We start from the raw sequence: 17788 nt of genomic DNA on the forward strand, positions 1-17788 counted from the left end.
GTAAACCCTTCGCCAACAAGTTGCCTCCTACCTGACACAGCGTCATGCCTGATTCACTGCGTAAACCCTTTCGCCAACAAGTTGCCTCCTACCTGACACGGCGTCATGCCTGATTCACCGCGTAAGCCCTCTCGCCAACAAGTTGCCTCCTACCTGACACGGCGTCATGCCTGATTCACCGCGTAAACCCTCTCGCCAACAAGTTGCCTCCTGCCTGACACGGCACCAACCCTCTCGCAGGCAAGTACCGTCCCACACTTAAGCCTGCGGCCCTACAATCTCTATGCTCTTTTCCTACGCAGCCCCTGAGAACAAAGTCTCAAACCGGCTGTCTATTCTCGCGCTCTGACCTCTGCGGTCATTTGCCTGCTATATAGTTACCCTCTCTCAACCTGCCCCGATGAGTGCCCCATGTTTAACAAAGGACTGTTTCTGGCTTGCGCGCTTGTGCTGCTGAGCGCCTGTGATTCTTCTGCTCCGGACAAACCTGCCCCGGCTTCACAGCCTGTCGCGGTGGAGTCGAGTAAGCCCAAGCCAGCGGTGGACCTTCCCGCGTTGAGCAAACGTTACGAGGGCCGCGACCTGACCGTCGTGGACGTTTCGGAGATTCAGGTGGACGGAGCGAGCACCTTGTCGGTGAGCTTTTCCGTGCCACTGGACCCAGAGCAGAAGTTCGCTGAAAAACTGCATCTGGTGGACAGCAAGAATGGCAAGGTCGACGGCGCATGGGAGCTGTCCGACAACCTCATGGAACTGCGTCTGCGGCATCTGGAACCCAAGCGCAAACTGGTTCTGACCATTGATGCCGGTCTCGTCGGCGTCAACAAGGCGAAACTCGCAGCGGAATTCATCAGCCGCCTGGAGACCGCCGACCTGCAACCGACCGTCGGTTTCGCCAGCCGTGGCAGCCTGTTGCCGACTCGCCTGGCTGAGGGTTTGCCGGTCATCGCGCTGAACGTCGACAAGGTCAATGTCGAGTTCTTCCGGGTCAAGCCCGATGCGTTGCCAGCCTTTCTCAGTAGCTGGCGCGGCGGGTCGAGCATCGAGTATTACGAATCCAAAGAGCTATTGGACAAGGCCGATCTGGTTTACGAAGGCCGCTTCGACCTTAACCCGGCGCGCAACACCCGGGAAACCCTGTTGTTGCCGATTGCCGGGATCAAAGCGCTGCAAGGCCCAGGGGTTTATCTGGCGGTGATGCGCGCTTCTGGCACTTACACCTACGCCAACCCCGCCACCCTGTTCACCCTCAGCGACATCGGTTTGTCGGTGCATCGCTACGCCAACCGTCTGGATGCGTTCACCCAAGCGCTGGAGGGCGGCAAAGCCCTGAGCGGAGTAGAGCTGGAGCTTTACGACAGCAATGGCAAAGTTGTGGGTCAGGCGAAAACCGACTCCGCCGGCCATGCCGAATTACCGCTGCCGGCCAAGGCTGCCGTGCTGCTGGCGCATAAAGACGAGCAGACCAGCATGTTGCGTCTGGACAGCTCGGCGCTGGATCTGGCCGAGTTCGACATCACCGGGCCGCAAGCCCACCCGTTGCAGTTTTTCATCTTTGGCCCACGGGACCTGTATCGCCCGGGGGAAACCGTGCTGCTTAACGGCTTGCTGCGCGATAACGACGGCAAAGACGTAAAACCTCAACCGATTACCGTCGAAGTGCGTCGACCGGATGAGCAAGTCAGTCGCAAGTTTGTCTGGGAAGCAGACAAGTCCGGCCTGTATCAATATCAGCTGCAACTGGCAGACGAGGCACCTACAGGGCGCTGGCAGCTGGTGTTCGACCTGGGTGACGGCAAGCCCCAGCTGTATGAGTTTCAGGTCGAAGATTTCCTGCCTGAACGACTGGCGCTGGAAATCAAAGGCAGTGAAACACCCATCGCAACGACCGACAACGCGGTTTTCGATATCACTGGTCGTTACCTCTACGGCGCTCCGGCGTCTGGCAATAACCTGACCGGTTTGCTCTATGTGAGGCCGTTGCGTGACGCGGTGCCGGGCTTGCCGGGTTATCAGTTTGGTTCGATTACCGAGCCGGAGCTCAAGCAGGATCTGGAGATCGAAGCCAGCACCCTGGACGCACAGGGCAAGCTGAGCCTGGATGTTGAAAGCACATGGTCGAACGCGAAATCGCCGGTGCAGTTGATCCTGCAAGCCAGCCTGCAAGAGTCCGGTGGACGCCCGATCACTCGGCGTCTGGTGCAGCCGGTGTGGCCTGCGGAGCAGATGCCAGGCCTGCGCCCATTGTTCGGCAGCAATCCGGGCAGCGACGATGAATACGATGAAGCCAGCGGCATGCCCCAGACCGATGGCGATGGCCCGGTTGAGTTCGAAGTACTGGTCGCCGACTACGCAGGTAACAAGCTGGCCGCCGAGAACGTCAAAGTCCGGCTGGTTCGTGAGCGTCGCGACTACTACTGGAACTACTCGGACAGCGAAGGCTGGAGTTATCACTTCAACGAGAAATTCCTCAACCTCAACGAAGAAACCATCAACATCAAGCAGGGCTCAACCGCAAAGGTCACGTTCCCGGTGGAATGGGGCCCGTACCGGGTTGAAGTCGAAGATCCTCAAACCGGCTTGATCAGCAGCCTGCGTTTCTGGGCGGGTTATCGCTGGCAGGATAACGCTGAAGGCGGTGCGGTGCGTCCCGATCAGGTCAAGCTGGCGCTGGATAAACCGGGTTACAACGATGGCGATACGGCCAAAGTAACGGTCACGCCGCCTGCAGCAGGCAAAGGCTACTTGTTGGTTGAGTCCAGCGACGGGCCGTTGTGGTGGCAGGAGATAGAGGTGCCTGCCGAGGGCAAGACTTTCGAAGTGCCGCTGGACAAGCAATGGGCGCGGCATGATTTGTACGTGAGTGCACTGGTGGTTCGTCCCGGTGAGCGCAAGGCCAACGTCACGCCTAAACGTGCCGTCGGCGTGCTGCATCTGCCGCTGGATCGCTCGCCACGCAAGCTGGCGCTGACCGTGACTGCTCCGGAAAAAATGCGTCCCAAACAGCCATTGAAACTCAAGGTTGCGGCGAAAAATGCCGATGGCAGCGTGCCGAAAGAAGTCCACGTGCTGGTGTCTGCGGTGGACGTGGGCATCCTCAATATCACCCGTTACGCCACGCCGGATCCATTCGCCAGTCTGTTTGGTCGCAAAGAGTACGGTGCGGATCAACTGGATGTTTACGGGCAACTGATCGAAGCCGGTCGCAACCGCCTGGCAAGTCTGGCCTTCGGTGGTGACGCCCTGGCGAAGGGCGGCAAGCGTCCTGATACCTCGGTGACGATCGTGGCTCTGCAAAGCGCGCCAGTGACGCTCAACGAGCAGGGCGAAGGTGAAGTCAGCGTCGACATCCCGGACTTCAACGGTGAGTTGCGCATCATGGCGCAGGCCTGGACCGGTGAGCGCTATGGCATGGCCGAAGCGAAAACCGTGGTGGCCGCACCGATTATTGCCGAGCTGTCGGCACCGCGTTTCCTTGCCGGTGGTGATCAGACTACGGTAGCGCTGGACCTCTCGAATCTGTCCGGTCAGGCGCAGAAGCTCACGGTGCAAGCCACCGCTGAAGGTCAGTTGAGCCTCGCCAATGGCGCGCTCAGCCAGAGCGTGCAACTGGCCCAGGGTCAACGTACAACGTTACGCATTCCGGTGCGCGCCGAGGGCGGGCTGGGGCAGGGCAAGTTCAAAGTCGTGGTAAACGGCTTGGTGTTACCGGGCGAAAATCTGCCGCCGTTCTCTCGCGAGTGGACTATCGGCGTGCGTCCGGTTTACCCGGCGATGCTCAAGCATTACCGAACAACGCTGAACGAGCAGCCGTGGAACCTGCCTGAAGGCGCGCTTGATGCGTTCGAACCTGCCGGTCGCGAAGCTATGCTGTCAGTGTCGAGCCGTCCGCCGCTCAATCTGGGTGAGCAGATTCGCGCCCTGGAAGCCTACCCTTATGGCTGCCTCGAACAGACCGCCAGCGGGCTTTATCCATCGCTGTATGCGGATGCAGCCACCCTCAAGCGCCTGGGCATCAAAGGCGAAACCGATCCAGTGCGCAAGCGCAAAGTCGAGCTGGGCATCGAGCGGCTGCTTGGCATGCAGCGCCATAACGGCAGCTTCGGGTTGTGGAACGCTGATGGTGAGGAAGAATACTGGCTGACGGCTTACGTCACCGACTTCCTGCTGCGTGCCCGTGATCAGGGTTTTGCGGTGCCGCCTGATGCGCTGAAAAAAGCCAACGAGCGCTTGCTGCGTTATCTGCAAGAGCGCAATCAGATCGAAGTCAGCTACAGCCAGAACGCCGAGCACACACGTTTTGCCGTGCAGGCCTACGCGGGACTGGTGTTGTCCCGCAGTCAGCAAGCTCCTCTGGGCGCCTTGCGCAGTCTGTTTGATCGTCGAACCGATGCCCGCTCTGGTTTACCGCTGGTGCAGCTGTCGGTAGCGCTGGAGAAGATGGGCGACAAGCCGCGTGCCGATCAAGCGATGCTGGCCGGTCTGGCAGCAGGCCGCAAAGGCAACGAATGGCTGGCTGATTACGGCAGTCCGTTGCGTGATCAGGCGTTGATCCTGGCGCTGCTTGAGGAAAACAATCTGGCTGCCGACAAGCGCGACCATCGCCTGTTTGCCCTGGCCGATGAAGTGGCCGCAAGCCGCTATCTGTCCACCCAGGAGCGCAATGCGCTGTTCCTTGCGGGACGCGATCTGTTGGGTAAGCCGGAAAGTAAATGGACTGCGACGCTTCATGCGGGCGCTGAAAGTCGCGAGCTGAGTAACGAGCAGCCGGGCTTGAAGCTTGACGGGCCACTGCTGGCTTCTCCGATGTCGGTACAGAATCAGGGCAGTGCGACGCTTTATCAGCAACTGACGCTGTCGGGTTATCCGACTCAGGCACCGGTGGCTGGAGGCGAGAACCTCAGTATTCGTCGCGAGTACCTTGGCCTTGATGGCGAACCTGCCAACCTCAACGCGTTGAAAAGCGGCCAGCTATTGCTGGTGCACATCGAGGTCAAAGCTCAGCAACGGGTGCCGGACGCACTGGTTGTGGATTTGCTCCCGGCCGGGCTTGAGCTGGAAAACCAGAATCTGGCGCAAAGCGCTGCCAGCCTGGAAGACGCCAGCGAGTCCGTGAAAGAGTGGCGTCAGTCGATGGAGAATGCCGGTATCAAACATCAGGAATACCGCGGTGACCGCTTCGTTGCTGCGCTGGATTTGAACGGCTACAACACGGTGCACTTGTTGTACCTGGCTCGTGCCGTAACGCCGGGTATCTACCGTGTACCGCCGCCGCAAGTGGAGTCGATGTATCGGCCGAACTGGCAGGCGCTGGGTGAAGCGGCGGCGCAGATGGTGGTGAAGGGTAAGTAAGAGGTTTCTGTTGGAGCGAGGCTTGCCCGCGAAGGCGTTGTGTCATGCACCCAATTGGGTGTTTGGCGGAATGCCTTCGCGGGCAAGCCTCGCTCCAACAAATTTTCTGTCAATGAATAATCCAGCTCAGCAACCACAAGCCCAGCACCAGCCAGATGATGCCCATGATGATTGAAGCGCGCATAAAGGCGCGGATCGCCGAGTACAGGAACAGTAAACCGACGATTAACGCCAGGATGCTGACCAGTGAAGTGTCCATGCCCAAAGTGCGGGACAACCCATCAACAAAATTTCCGCCCGCGCTGGCGAAGAGATTGAAGAACCATTCCAGTCCATCGACGATAAAGCGGATGACCGCGCCGAGCGCCTGGCCCAGCCATTCGAAAAAGCTTTCTACCTGCATATGTGCGTCCTGATGAAGGTCATGGGAAAAGGCGACTGTTCGCTTTGGCTATCAATTGGCGCGGCGAGTTCCGTGGAGTGTAAGGGCGTTTTGCCTTGAAACCGGGAATATTGTCACGATTTCTAAAGAGACCTGCTCCGGTAGGAGCGAACTTGTTCGCGAAGCTGTGGTTGGGTTCGACATCTCCGTCGACTGACTCACCGCCCTCGCGAACAAGTTCGCTCCTACCAGGGATCTGTCGTGCCGGGCGCTGGCTGCTGTGCACCGTGCTGCTGATCATCACCCTGCTCTGGCTCGCCGACCGCCTCTGGCCGCTGCCATTACCGAAGGACGATCTGGCGCGTGTGGTGCTGGCCGAAGACGGGACGCCGCTTTGGCGTTTCGCCGATGCTGACGGTGTGTGGCGGTATCCGGTGTCGATCAACCAGGTATCGCCGTATTACATCGAAGCATTGCTGACTTACGAAGATCGCTGGTTTTACAGCCATCCCGGGGTCAACCCGCTCTCGCTGGTGCGGGCGACGTGGCAGAACCTCAAGGGCGCGCGGGTGGTGTCGGGCGGCAGCACGTTGTCGATGCAGGTCGCGCGGTTGCTCGACCCGCATGCGCGAACCCTGCCCGGCAAGGTGCGACAACTGTGGCGTACGATGCAGCTGGAATGGCACCTGTCCAAGGATGAGATTCTGGCCATTTACCTCAATCGCGCACCGTTTGGCGGCACCTTGCAGGGTGTTGCCGCTGCCAGTTGGGCCTATCTGGGCAAGTCGCCGCAACAATTGACCCGCTCCGAAGCGGCGATGCTGGCGGTGTTGCCCCAAGCGCCGAGTCGGCTGCGGCCTGATCGTCATCCACAACGGGCGCAGGTTGCACGGGACAAGGTACTCAAACGTCTGGCGCAATTTCAGGTCTGGCCGCAACGGGCAGTCGACGAGGCTCTGGAGGAGCCGTTACTGCTGGCCCCGCGTCAGGAGCCAAGCCTCGCTCCACTGCTGGCGCGGCGTTTGAACCGTCCGGACAGCCCGCCGTTGATTCGCACCACGCTGGATGCCGGACTACAGCGTCGTCTTGAGGATTTACTGCTGGGCTGGCGTGCCCGATTGCCGGAGCGCACCTCGGCGGCGATCCTCGTGGTCGAGGCGCAAAACATGGCGGTACGCGCATACGTTGGTTCGGTGGACATTAACGATGCCAAACGTTTTGGCCATGTGGACATGATCAGCGCCCTGCGTTCGCCAGGTTCGACTCTCAAACCGTTTCTGTACGGGCTGTCGATGGATGCGGGGCTGATCCATTCCGAATCCCTGATGCAGGACGTGCCACGCCATTACGGTGATTATCGGCCGGGTAACTTTGCGGCGGGGTTCAGCGGGGCGGTGGCGGCCAGTTCAGCGTTGTCGATGTCCCTCAACTTGCCCGCGGTACAACTACTGGAAGCCTACGGACCGAAACGCTTTGCCGCCGAGTTGCGCAACGGCGGCGTGCCGTTGACCCTGCCGCCGCTGGCCGAACCCAATCTGGCGATGATCCTCGGCGGCGTTGGTAGCCGTCTGGAAGACTTGGTCGGTGGTTACAGCGCATTCGCGCGGGGCGGGCGCAGCGCTGATATCCGCTTGCAACCCGATGCTCCGCTGCGGGAACGACGCATGATGTCACCGGGCGCGGCGTGGATTATTCGCAAGATACTCAGTGGCCAGTCGCGCCCGGATCTTGATCCTCACGCTGAACTGGTGCAGCGGCCACAGCTGGCCTGGAAGACCGGCACCAGTTACGGTTTTCGTGATGCCTGGGCCATTGGTGTCGGGCCGCGTTTTCTGGTCGGGGTGTGGATCGGTCGTCCCGACGGCACGCCGGTGCCGGGGCAGTTTGGCCTGGCTTCGGCCGCACCTTTGATGTTGCAGGTTCATGACGTGCTGGCCAATAGAGACAGTCAGCGAGGTATCTCCGCGCCGATTCAGCCTGTCCCGTCGAGCGTGGGCGTGGCAGCGATCTGTTGGCCGTTGGGCCAGCCCATGAACAAGAACGATCCGAACTGTCGCAGGCAGCGGTTTGCCTGGACGCTGGAAGGCACCACGCCGCCAACGTTGCAGGCCATTGATCAACCATTAGGATTGGGGCTGCAGGAAAAAATCTGGGTCAATGCTCAGGGCCTGCGGGTTGGGGCGGGTTGTCCAGAGGCGAAGGCGCAGGATCTGGTTCTATGGCCCGCCGCCCTCGAACCCTGGCTGGCGCGTGACGAACGCAGGGAAGCGCGCTTGCCCGCAGTCGATCCCACATGCCCGCCTCAAGGTCTGAATCTGGCACCGCCCCTGTCGATCGTCGGCGTTCGCGAGGGCGATCATCTACGTTTGCCGGCGGGCAGTCGGCAGGCGCTGCGCCTGAATCTTTCCGCCTTGGGCGGCAGTGGTCGTCGCTGGTGGTTTGTCGATGGCGTGCCGATGGCCGACACCGACAATCAGGCCCATTTCAGCCCGACCCTCACACGCCTCGGTCGTTATGAGCTAAGCGTGCTGGATGAAAGCGGTCAGACTGCACGGGTTGTGTTTGATACCGTCGATTGAGCGACAGACATCAATGAGCCGTGTCCCGTTGCCGACTTGCCCCGCTCGGCGACATGGCCAATGCCAGTTGCGTGCGGTTATGCATGTGGGTCAGGCGCAGCACCTGCGATACGTACAGTTTGACGGTGTTCTCAGTGATGCCCAGCTTGCAGCCGATCTGATAGTTGGTATGACCTTTGGCGACCAGCTTGGCTACGTCTTGCTGGCGAGGGGAGAGGGGCGCGAAGAGCATCGACAGGTCCATCTCGCTCTCGGCGTCTTCCTCGGCACTGGCAGTGGTCAGTAGCGGACGACGGAGCTGGTCCAGATCTTCGTATAGACCATCAATGGAAGCGGCAAGAAACCGCAGCTTTTCGTTGAGTTCACCCAGTTGGCGGTAGCTCTTTTGCCGCTCATGCAACACGGCTTCCTGGCGCTGGACGCCTTCGAGCACCTCCCGGAGATTCACCGGTTTCTGAAAGTAATCAGCAACGCCGGCACGCAGCGCTTTGATCACATCCTGCTTATCGTCGTTGACGGTCAGGACGATGGTTTCGAATACCCGCTTTTTACCGGCGGCCAGCTTGAGTGCCTGAACCAGCTCAAGGCCGTCGGGTGCTTGCATATTCAGCTCGCAAAGGACGATGCCGATTGCAGGATCGTTGCGAAATTGTTCGAGTGCTTCTTTGCTTGAATAACTGCCAGTGCATTCGTAGCCGTTGCTTTGTAGAAAACCGCTTAGCTCGTTTACAACGGAAGGCTGGTCGTCGACGACTAGTACTTTCACTGAAGAATTTATGTTCACGCGCTACTCCCTGTCTGCGAAATACAAAGCGTTGTCAGAGTCAAAACTCACGCTTTATCGATACGATCTAAGGTCACGTGTTCCCTGAGACCTTTACTACCGTAGTCAGACTTTCGCGTTATGTACATAGTGTTAAGCATTGTTTGCGACTAGTGGGCGGCTTCTTTGGGGGCATTGGCGAATGCGTATGCCTCTAGGTAACACGGACCCTGTAGGAGTGAGCTTGCTCGCGATTTGGTTTTCTGGTTGAAGAATTTATCGCCTGAACTGACGCGATCGCGAGCAAGCTCACTCCTACAGGCCCGGTGTGGAGCGCACTATTGCGATATTGAAGCCGAAAGTTTGCCGTCTGCAGTCGAGGTATTTGAGCGTTAAAAAAGTTTTTGACGTTTAATCGTTTTTCGAGCACGGGAAGATTTAACGCATTGAAGTCGCAGGTACTTACTTCTTATACCTATTTAAAAAGGGGCCATTATTGTCGGCCCCTCAACTAACGACCGCCACTTAACGTGGCGGATATTGCTCCAGAATCTTCGCCACTGTCTGGCGAATAGCCGTTTCACGGGCGTTTGGGGCGTTGTCCTGATTGAGGATGCGCTCCGTGCTGCCGCGCCAGACCAGCTTGCCGTCCTTGCCGTCGAACAGGTCGATCTGCAGGGTCGTGACCTTGTAGTCCACGCTGCGGGTTTCGGTCATCGGTGCGTTCCAGTAACCGTAACCTCCCCAAGGGCCCCAGCCTCCGCCGTAATTGGTACTGACCAGTTGCTGGCGGTTTTCCATGATCAGCCAGGCTTGAACCTTCAGATCACCATTGGCACCTGCCGGGGCCATGCGCAAGCCGCGCTGGTCGAGCTGTTCGCCAATCGACTGGCGAATACGCTGGTCGGTGAGATCGCTCTTGATCCGTGGATCATCAGGTTGGTACTGCACGCCGGGCTCCTTCCAACTCCAGCTGCGGTAGCCGCCAAAATCACGACTGGCGTCGAAGTCACGATTGATCTGGTTGGTTTGGCAGGCACTGAGCAGCACCAGCAGGGACAGCAGAGCAAGGCGGCGAAACATGGCAGTTCTCCGAAGATGTCAGGAAGGAGGATACGCGCTCAATGCTTTTTGCACAGCCTGACGCAGGGCCTTGGATCGATCCGATTGATCTCCGCGGTTTTGCGTCTCTGCGCTGGCGCTCCACACAGGCTGGCCGTCGCGGGCGTCGAACAGGCTGATGCTGACGACGACTACCTGTTCCTGATAAGTGCGCACGATCGGCACGCTGGCATAACCGCCATAGCGGTTGCCGTATGGGCCGCGGCCATAGCCGATTCCGCTGCCGCCATAGTAGGGATCGGAATAGTCGTCACGCACCTGACGGGTGCGGGTTTCCATGCGGGTTTGCGCACTGACTTGCAGGTCTGCAGGTTGCGTGCTGTTGGCCGGGCGCAGACCGCGCTGATCCAGGCCATTGCTGACCGCCTCGGCGATTTGCGCCGAATCAGCCCAGGCAGAGCCGCCGGGCAGTTGGTTGTTGCGCCAGGTCCAGTTGCGATAGCGCCCGTAGTCCCGTGGCGCTGCCGGGTATGCGCTCATGTCCACGGCATTGGCCGCGTGAGCGGGGGCAGGGGGCAGTGGTCTGGAATCTGCGCGATACGGGTTATCGCTCTGGCACGCAGCCAGACCGAGGAAAAGAGGAATCAAAGCAAGGCGGCGTTTCATCATGGCCTCCGCAAAGTGGCCTTCTAAGACAGGAAACGGAGATCAGCAACGCCGGACTGCCTGTGATCACCCCGGCGCTTGGCGAGAATCAGAGCGGGCGACACACCCAATGCAGGTAACGACCCAACCCTGCATAGGCGGGATGCCGACGGTGAGCCAGTTCCATTTCCAGCAAGTCCACGAGTTCGGCCCGAGCCTGAAACTCCACCGGCATGTAGTCGTGAAACACTCTGACACCGCTCTGGGTTTCGACACGCCAAAGGCGTTCAAGTTGCGCCGCCAATTCCCGCGGATCAAGAGGCTGCTGCGGGGTCAGGCTTTGTTTCTCGCCCGCCATGTCGTTCTTGCGCATTTTCTTGAAGTGGCCTTTGAGCAGGTTGCGATAGATCAGCGCGTCGCGGTTATAAAACGCCAGGGACAGCCAGCCATCGGCTTTGGTCAACTGACGCAGCACCGGGAGAATCGTGTGCGGCTCGGCCAGCCATTCCAGCACGGCGTGACACAGCACCAGATCATAGGGCTCATGCAGTTGATCCGAGAGTTCCTGCCAGGGCGCCTGAATGAACGTAGCGATCTGGCCTGCGTCGGCGAATCGCTGGCGCGCACCTTCAAGCATGGGGGCGGCCGGTTCGGCGAGCGTCACGTCATGGCCGCGCTCCGCCAGCCACAACGACATGTGGCCCAGCCCGGCACCGATATCCAGCACGCGCAACGGGCGTTCGGGCAGCGCTTCGGTCAGGTCAGCCTGTAGGACCGCGAGGCGAATCGCACCCTTGGCACCGCCGTAGATTTTTTCGGCGAATCGGGTCGCCAGTTGATCGAAGTGACGATCACTCATTTGGCAAACCTGCGTTCACTGTCAGCCAGCTTGCTGCGAACCACGGTGTCCATGTCGATGCCCAGTTCGCTGCACAGCAGCAGTAAATAAAGAATGATATCGCCCACTTCCTGACCGGCATGTTCCAGCTTCTCGGGCGGCAACTGGCGGGACTGGTCTTCGGTCAGCCACTGGAAGATTTCCACCAGCTCGGACATCTCCACGCTGGCGGCCATGGTCAGGTTCTTGGGGCTGTGAAACTGCTTCCAGTCGTTCTGATCGCGGATGCGGTGCAGGCGTTGGGTGAGTTCTTCTAGGTTCATGGGGTGTCCTGAATCATTCATGGGCATACATCTCCGTAGGACTGGCTTTAGCCGGGAGAGAGCCGTTGGATTCGCACAATAATTTCGCCAGAAATAATGCCCTCCCGGCTAAAGCCGGTCCTACGGGTCCTATGTTTGCTGCGAGACAGCGCGGTGTCAGGGCACCTGTGCAGCTCCTGCGGATCTGCGTCATCTAGTTTCTTTCAACCACTCCAGAGCCCCAAGCCCCGCAGCCTTGCCGCTGGCGAAGCATGCGGTAAGCAGGTAACCGCCGGTTGGCGCTTCCCAGTCGAGCATTTCTCCGGCGCAGAATACGCCAGGTAACTGCTTGAGCATCAGGCGCTGGTCCATGGCTTCAAAGGTTACACCGCCTGCGGTACTGATGGCTTCGTCCAGTGGGCGCGCTTTGATCACGGTCAGCGGCAAGGCTTTCAAGGCTCGGCTCAGTTGAGCGGGATCATCGAAAGCTTCACGCGGGGCCAGTTCGCGCAACAGGGCGGCTTTGACGCCATCGATACCCAGCTGGCTGTGCAAGTGTTTGGACATGGAACGTGAGCCCCGGGGTTTTTCCAGGGCTTTCTGAATAGCGGGAGACGCCTTGCCCGGTAGCAGGTCGATCAGGACAGTGGAAGAACCCTGCTGATTGATTTCTTCACGAATCTGCGCCGAAAGGGCATAGATCAGGCTGCCTTCTACGCCGTTGTCGGTAATTACGCATTCACCCAGGCGAGGTGTCTGGCCGTGCATGCCGATGCCGATATTTTTCAACGGTGCACCGGCGAACTTGCTGCGCAGCAACTCGCTCCAGCCAGCCACTTCGAAACCGCAGTTGGCGGCTTGCAGCGTCTTGAGGTCAACGCCACGCTCGGCCAGTAGCGGCCACCATGCGCCGTCAGAGCCCAACCTTGACCAGCTTGCGCCGCCCAGTGCCAGCAACACGGCATCGGGTTTCAGGATTATTTCGCCTTCGGGGCGAGCGATGCGTGTGTTGCCTGCGATATCCCAGCCGAGCCAGCGATGCCTCGTGTGTATCGTGACGCCGCTCTCACGCAAGCGTTTGAGCCAGGCACGTAGCAGTGGCGCGGCCTTCATGTCGGTAGGGAAGACCCTGCCCGAGCTGCCGATGAAGGTTTCGATACCGAGGCCGTGAATCCAATCGCACAGATCATCCGCGCCCAAACTGCGCAGCAACGGTGCGACATTGCCGGAGCGTTCGGCATAGCGGGAAAGGAAGGCCGGGTAAGGCTCGGAATGGGTAATGTTCATGCCGCCGACGCCCGCCAGCAGAAACTTGCGCCCCACTGAGGGCATGCCGTCGTACAGATCGACCTTGATCCCGGCCTGACTCAACACTTCGGCCGCCATCAAACCAGCAGGGCCGCCGCCGATGATGGCGACTGAGGGAGTGGTGGTCGGGGTGATGTCAGTCATGGCGTGGTGCGTGTCTTTGCGGTTTGGTGGGGCATTCTACCTGCACCGCGCCCCGGTCGCTCCTACCAAACAACATGCGATCCTTTGAATTGAAGCGCATAGCTGTAGGAGTGAGCTTGCTCGCGATGGCAATCTTCCAATCGAAAATACTTCGCCTGATTAAACGCTATCGCGAGCAAGCTCACTCCTACAGGTCCTGCGTGGTGTCATGAGACAGAGTTCACAACCCCTCCGACACCCAGACCCTCTGCGCGCTGTGGTGCAGGATGCCGTGGCGGCGCGCCAGAGCGTAGCGATCCTTGCTGTAGCCGCCGCCAATCACGCCCATGACCGGGATGTTGCGCCCGATGCAGTGGCGCAGCACCGCTTCATCGCGGGCGGCCACTCCGGCGTCGGTCAGTTTCAGGTAGCCCAAGGCGTCATCCTGATGGACATCGACGCCTGCATCGTAGAGCACCAGGTCCGGCTGATAGAACGGCAACAGGTAGTTGAGCAAGTCATCGACGACTTTCAGGTATTCGTCATCGCCCATGCCCATCGGCAGCGGGATGTCCCAGTCGCTCTCGGCTTTGCGCGCCGGAAAGTTCTTTTCACAATGCAGCGAGACCGTGATCGCGTCCTCGGTATCAGCGAGAATCCGCGCCGTGCCGTCGCCCTGGTGCACGTCGCAATCGAAGATCAGGACTTTGCCGACGCGACCGCTTTGCAGCAGGTAATGACTGATCACCGCCAGATCATTAAAAATGCAGAACCCGGCTGGATAGTCGTAATGCGCGTGGTGGGTGCCGCCTGCCAGATGACACGCCAGCCCGTGCTGGAGGGCCTGTTCAGCGGTCAGCAACGAACCGCCCACGGCGCGAACCGTGCGCCGTGCCAGGTCCTCGCTCCACGGCAGGCCGAGTCGCCGCTGATCCTCGCGGGACAAGTCACCTTCCATGTAACGCCTTATATAAGAAGGGTCATGGGCAAGTGCGAGAATGTCGTTAGGGCAGATCTGCGGTCGCAGCAAGGCAGCGTCGCTGGTCAGGCCGCTGTCGATCAGGTGATCGTGCAGCAGGCGGAACTTGTCCATGGGAAAACGATGGTCAGCCGGGAAGTCCGGGCTGTAATCCTCGTGATAGATGAGCGGCAGGGACATTTCGGGTCCGTTCAGAGGTCGAAGCCGGATAGTGCCAGCATTGCCCCTGAACGCCCAGCTTTGTGAAACAACGCGAAGCTACACTGGCCGACACAGTGACTGACCGGTTAATGGAGAAACCGATGGAGCCGATTCTTAAACTCGAGAGCGCGCGATTGTTGATGCGCCAATGGCGAGATGACGATTTACAGGCGTTTGCCGACATGTGTGCGGACCCCAATGTCATGCGCTATTTTCCTGAGCCACTGAGTTATCTGGAAAGCGCTGCACTGATCGGTCGCATACGTGGGGATTTTGCTGAGCTGGGTTTTGGCTTGTGGGCGCTGGAGCGCAAGGACACCGGCCAGTTCATTGGCTTCACCGGGCTTGGCGTGGTGAATTTTGAATCACACTTCACTCCGGCCATTGAGATTGGCTGGCGTCTGGCTCGGGAGCACTGGGGCTTTGGTTACGCCAGCGAAGCGGCCTGGACGGCTATGGGTTGTGGGTTCGAGCACCTGGGAGTGGATGAGATCGTGTCGTTCGCGGCGCAAAGCAATGAGCTTTCGCAAAAAGTGATGCAGGTGATTGGCATGACCACGGACCCGGTCGATGACTTCGAACATCCGAACCTGCCGCCGGAACATCCGTTGCAACCTCACGTGCTGTATCGCATTACTCGTCAACAATGGCTGGATACGCTGCAAGCTTGAAGGGGCTGATGACGTTAAATTCTGTATCATTTCAGCTTTTGTCACGCTTGATAGGCGGACGAACCGTTTGTGCGAGGAGTAATGAATGAGCCAAGTGTTGGATGATCTGGTTGCGCTGTTGAGCCTGGAGCCGATTGAAGAAAACCTGTTCCGTGGCCGCAGTCAGGACCTTGGCTTTCGTCAGCTGTTTGGCGGCCAGGTTCTGGGGCAGTCGCTGTCTGCCGCCAGCCAGACCGTTGAAGACGCAAGGCACGTGCACTCTTTGCACGGTTATTTCTTGCGTCCGGGGGATGCTGGTTTGCCGGTGGTCTATCAGGTAGATCGGGTTCGCGATGGCGGAAGCTTCAGTACACGCCGGGTGACGGCGATCCAGAAAGGTCAGCCGATCTTCACCTGCAGTGCTTCGTTTCAATACGACGAGCAGGGTTTTGAGCACCAGACCTCGATGCCGCAAATCGTCGGCCCGGAAAACCTGCCTTCAGAGCTGGAACTGATGCAGCAACGGGCGCACCTGATTCCTGAGAACATGCGCGACAAGATGCTCTGCCCAAAGCCTATCGAGTTTCGCCCGGTCACTGCCAGCGATCCTTACAACCCGCAGCCGACCGAGGCCGTTAAGTACATCTGGTTCCGCACCGACGGCTCGCTGCCGGAAGTGCCTGCGATGCACAAATACCTGATGGCTTACGCGTCGGACTTCAATCTGCTGACCACTTCTTTGTTGCCCCACGGCAAGACGGTCTGGCAGAAGGATATGCAGGTCGCCAGCCTCGACCATTCGCTGTGGTTCCACGGCGATCTGCGGGCTGATGACTGGTTGCTGTATGCCATGGACAGTCCTTGGGCGGGCAATTCCCGTGGTTTCTCCCGTGGCAGCGTCTACAACCGCGCCGGGCAATTGGTGGCCTCGGTCAGCCAGGAAGGTCTGATTCGTCATCGCAAGGACTGGGCATGAGTCTTTCCGGGATTCGCCACTGGGTCTTCGACATGGACGGCACGCTGACCGTGGCCGCCCATGATTTCCCGGCGATCAAACGTGCGCTGGATATCCCGCAGGATCACGACATTCTTGGGCATCTGGCGGCGTTGCCTGCTGATGTCGCGGCAGCCAAGCATGCCTGGCTGTTGGAGCATGAGCGGGAGCTGGCTCTCGCTTCCAAAGCTGCGCCCGGTGCCGTTGAACTGGTTCGCGAACTGGCCGGGCGCGGTTATCGTCTGGGCATCCTGACCCGCAACGCCCGGGAGCTGGCCCATGTGACGCTGGAGGCCATCGGTCTGGCGGAGTGCTTTGCGGTGGAGGATGTTCTCGGTCGCGATGAAGCCCCGCACAAACCGGATCCTGCGGGATTGCTGCACTTCGCCAACGCCTGGCAGGTGCCTGCCGCGCAAATGGTCATGGTGGGGGATTATCGTTTTGACCTGGATTGCGGGCGTGCGGCCGGTACCAAAACCATCCTGGTCAACCTGCCGGAAAACCCATGGCCGGAATTGGCGGACTGGCATGCGCAGGATTGTGGGGAAATACGGGCTTTGCTGGATTGACGCTTCGCGAACAAGTTCGCTCCTACCGTTTAGCGCGGTGTCGGGTAGGAGGCAACTTGTTGGCGTGAGGGGTTGCGCGGTGGTTCAGGTCTGCCGCTTCGCGAACAAGTTCGCTCCTACCGTTTAGCGCGGTGTCGGGTAGGAGGCAACTTGTTGGCGAGAGGGGTTGCGCGGTGAATCAGGTCTGGCGCTTCGCGAACAAGTTCGCTCGTACCGGTTGGCGCGGTGTTGGGTAGGAGGCAACTTGTTGGCGAGAGGGGTTACGCGGTGTTTCAGGCCTGCCGCCTCGCGAACAAGTTCGCTCCTACCGGTTGGTGCGGTATCAGGTAGGAGGCAACTTGTTGGCGAGAGGGGGTGCTCGGTGGTTCAGGTCTGCCGCTTCGCGAACAAGTTCGCTCCTACCGTTTAGCGCGGTGTCGGGTAGGAGGCAACTTGTTGGCGAGAGGGGTTGCGCGGTGAATCAGGTCTGACGCTTCGCGAACAAGTTCGCTCCTACCGGTTGGCGCGGTGTTGGGTAGGAGGCAACTTGTTGGCGAGAGGGGATGCTCGGTGGTTCAGGTCTGCCGCTTCGCGAACAAGTTCGCTCCTACCGGTTGGTGCGGTGTCGGGTAGGAGGCAACTTGTTGGCGAGAGGGGATGCTCGGTGGTTCAGGTCTGCCGCTTCGCGAACAAGTTCGCTCCTACCGTTTAGCGCGGTGTCGGGTAGGAGGCAACTTGTTGGCGAGAGGGGTTGCTCGGTGGTTCAGGTCTGCCGCCTCGCGAACAAGTTCGCTCCTACCGGTTGGTGCGGTATCAGGTAGGAGGCAACTTGTTGGCGAGAGGGGATGCTCGGTGGTTCAGGTCTGCCGCTTCGCGAACAAGTTCGCTCCTACCGGTTGGTGCGGTATCAGGTAGGAGGCAACTTGTTGGCGAGAGGGGTTGCGCGGTGAATCAGGTCTGACGCTTCGCGAACAAGTTGAACTGGCTTAATGATCCCGGACACCTCTTAAGGGCGATATGATTCGCCCAATCAGGAGGTTCCATGCAAGAGCGAAAGACCTA

13 protein-coding genes are annotated in these 17788 nt (G+C 59.5%); 5 read left to right on the plus strand and 8 right to left on the minus strand.

Annotated elements, in window-relative coordinates:
* Positions 1-411 precede the first annotated feature (411 nt).
* Positions 412-5352, plus strand: a complete 4941-nt coding sequence (locus tag AO242_RS04495; protein WP_099267838.1) for an alpha-2-macroglobulin family protein — start codon at positions 412-414, stop codon at positions 5350-5352.
* A 109-nt stretch (positions 5353-5461) separates the two neighbouring features.
* Here AO242_RS04495 and AO242_RS04500 read toward each other — a convergent pair whose 3' ends face one another.
* On the minus strand, positions 5462-5755 hold the full coding sequence (locus AO242_RS04500) for a hypothetical protein (protein ID WP_027898425.1): 294 nt from the start codon (positions 5753-5755) through the stop codon (positions 5462-5464).
* Between the two features lie 233 nt (positions 5756-5988).
* Between AO242_RS04500 and pbpC the strand changes: the two genes are divergently transcribed.
* A complete protein-coding gene (pbpC, locus tag AO242_RS04505; protein ID WP_099267847.1) occupies positions 5989-8313 on the plus strand; it encodes a peptidoglycan glycosyltransferase PbpC in 2325 nt (774 codons plus the stop codon).
* Positions 8314-8323: 10 nt separating this feature from the next.
* Here pbpC and AO242_RS04510 read toward each other — a convergent pair whose 3' ends face one another.
* The 7 genes from AO242_RS04510 to AO242_RS04540 all read right to left on the minus strand — a co-directional run bounded on the left by AO242_RS04510 (position 8324) and on the right by AO242_RS04540 (position 14513).
* On the minus strand, positions 8324-9097 hold the full coding sequence (locus AO242_RS04510) for a response regulator transcription factor (RefSeq protein WP_099267839.1): 774 nt from the start codon (positions 9095-9097) through the stop codon (positions 8324-8326).
* 504 nt (positions 9098-9601) lie between these two features.
* Complete coding sequence (locus tag AO242_RS04515) at positions 9602-10159, minus strand: DUF4136 domain-containing protein (RefSeq protein WP_027898422.1); 558 nt, start codon at positions 10157-10159, stop codon at positions 9602-9604.
* A gap of 18 nt (positions 10160-10177) precedes the next feature.
* Positions 10178-10804: a DUF4136 domain-containing protein gene (locus AO242_RS04520; RefSeq protein WP_027898421.1), complete on the minus strand. Its 627-nt coding sequence runs from the start codon at positions 10802-10804 to the stop codon at positions 10178-10180.
* Positions 10805-10892: 88 nt separating this feature from the next.
* Positions 10893-11642, minus strand: coding sequence for a methyltransferase (locus AO242_RS04525; protein WP_099267840.1), 750 nt, complete (start codon positions 11640-11642; stop codon positions 10893-10895).
* Positions 11639-11944, minus strand: coding sequence for a nucleotide pyrophosphohydrolase (locus AO242_RS04530; RefSeq protein WP_027898419.1), 306 nt, complete (start codon positions 11942-11944; stop codon positions 11639-11641). Before AO242_RS04530 ends, AO242_RS04525 begins: the two co-directional genes overlap by 4 nt.
* A gap of 189 nt (positions 11945-12133) precedes the next feature.
* Positions 12134-13375, minus strand: coding sequence for a TIGR03862 family flavoprotein (locus AO242_RS04535; RefSeq protein ID WP_099267841.1), 1242 nt, complete (start codon positions 13373-13375; stop codon positions 12134-12136).
* A 220-nt stretch (positions 13376-13595) separates the two neighbouring features.
* A complete protein-coding gene (locus tag AO242_RS04540) occupies positions 13596-14513 on the minus strand; it encodes a histone deacetylase family protein (protein ID WP_099267842.1) in 918 nt (305 codons plus the stop codon).
* Positions 14514-14635: 122 nt separating this feature from the next.
* On the opposite strand from AO242_RS04540, the gene AO242_RS04545 reads away from it, so the two are divergent.
* From AO242_RS04545 to AO242_RS04555, 3 genes are all read left to right on the plus strand, one after another.
* Positions 14636-15205: a GNAT family N-acetyltransferase gene (locus AO242_RS04545; RefSeq protein ID WP_027897893.1), complete on the plus strand. Its 570-nt coding sequence runs from the start codon at positions 14636-14638 to the stop codon at positions 15203-15205.
* Positions 15206-15290: 85 nt separating this feature from the next.
* Positions 15291-16160, plus strand: coding sequence for an acyl-CoA thioesterase II (gene tesB, locus AO242_RS04550; protein ID WP_027897894.1), 870 nt, complete (start codon positions 15291-15293; stop codon positions 16158-16160).
* The gene (locus tag AO242_RS04555) at positions 16157-16747 is read left to right on the plus strand and encodes an HAD family hydrolase (protein ID WP_099267843.1); all 591 of its coding nucleotides are present in this window, start codon (positions 16157-16159) and stop codon (positions 16745-16747) included. Before tesB ends, AO242_RS04555 begins: the two co-directional genes overlap by 4 nt.
* Positions 16748-17788: the final 1041 nt, after the last annotated feature.

The sequence above is a fragment of the Pseudomonas sp. ICMP 561 genome, assembly GCF_002699985.1.
GTDB classification, from domain to species: Bacteria; Pseudomonadota; Gammaproteobacteria; order Pseudomonadales; family Pseudomonadaceae; genus Aquipseudomonas; species Aquipseudomonas quasicaspiana.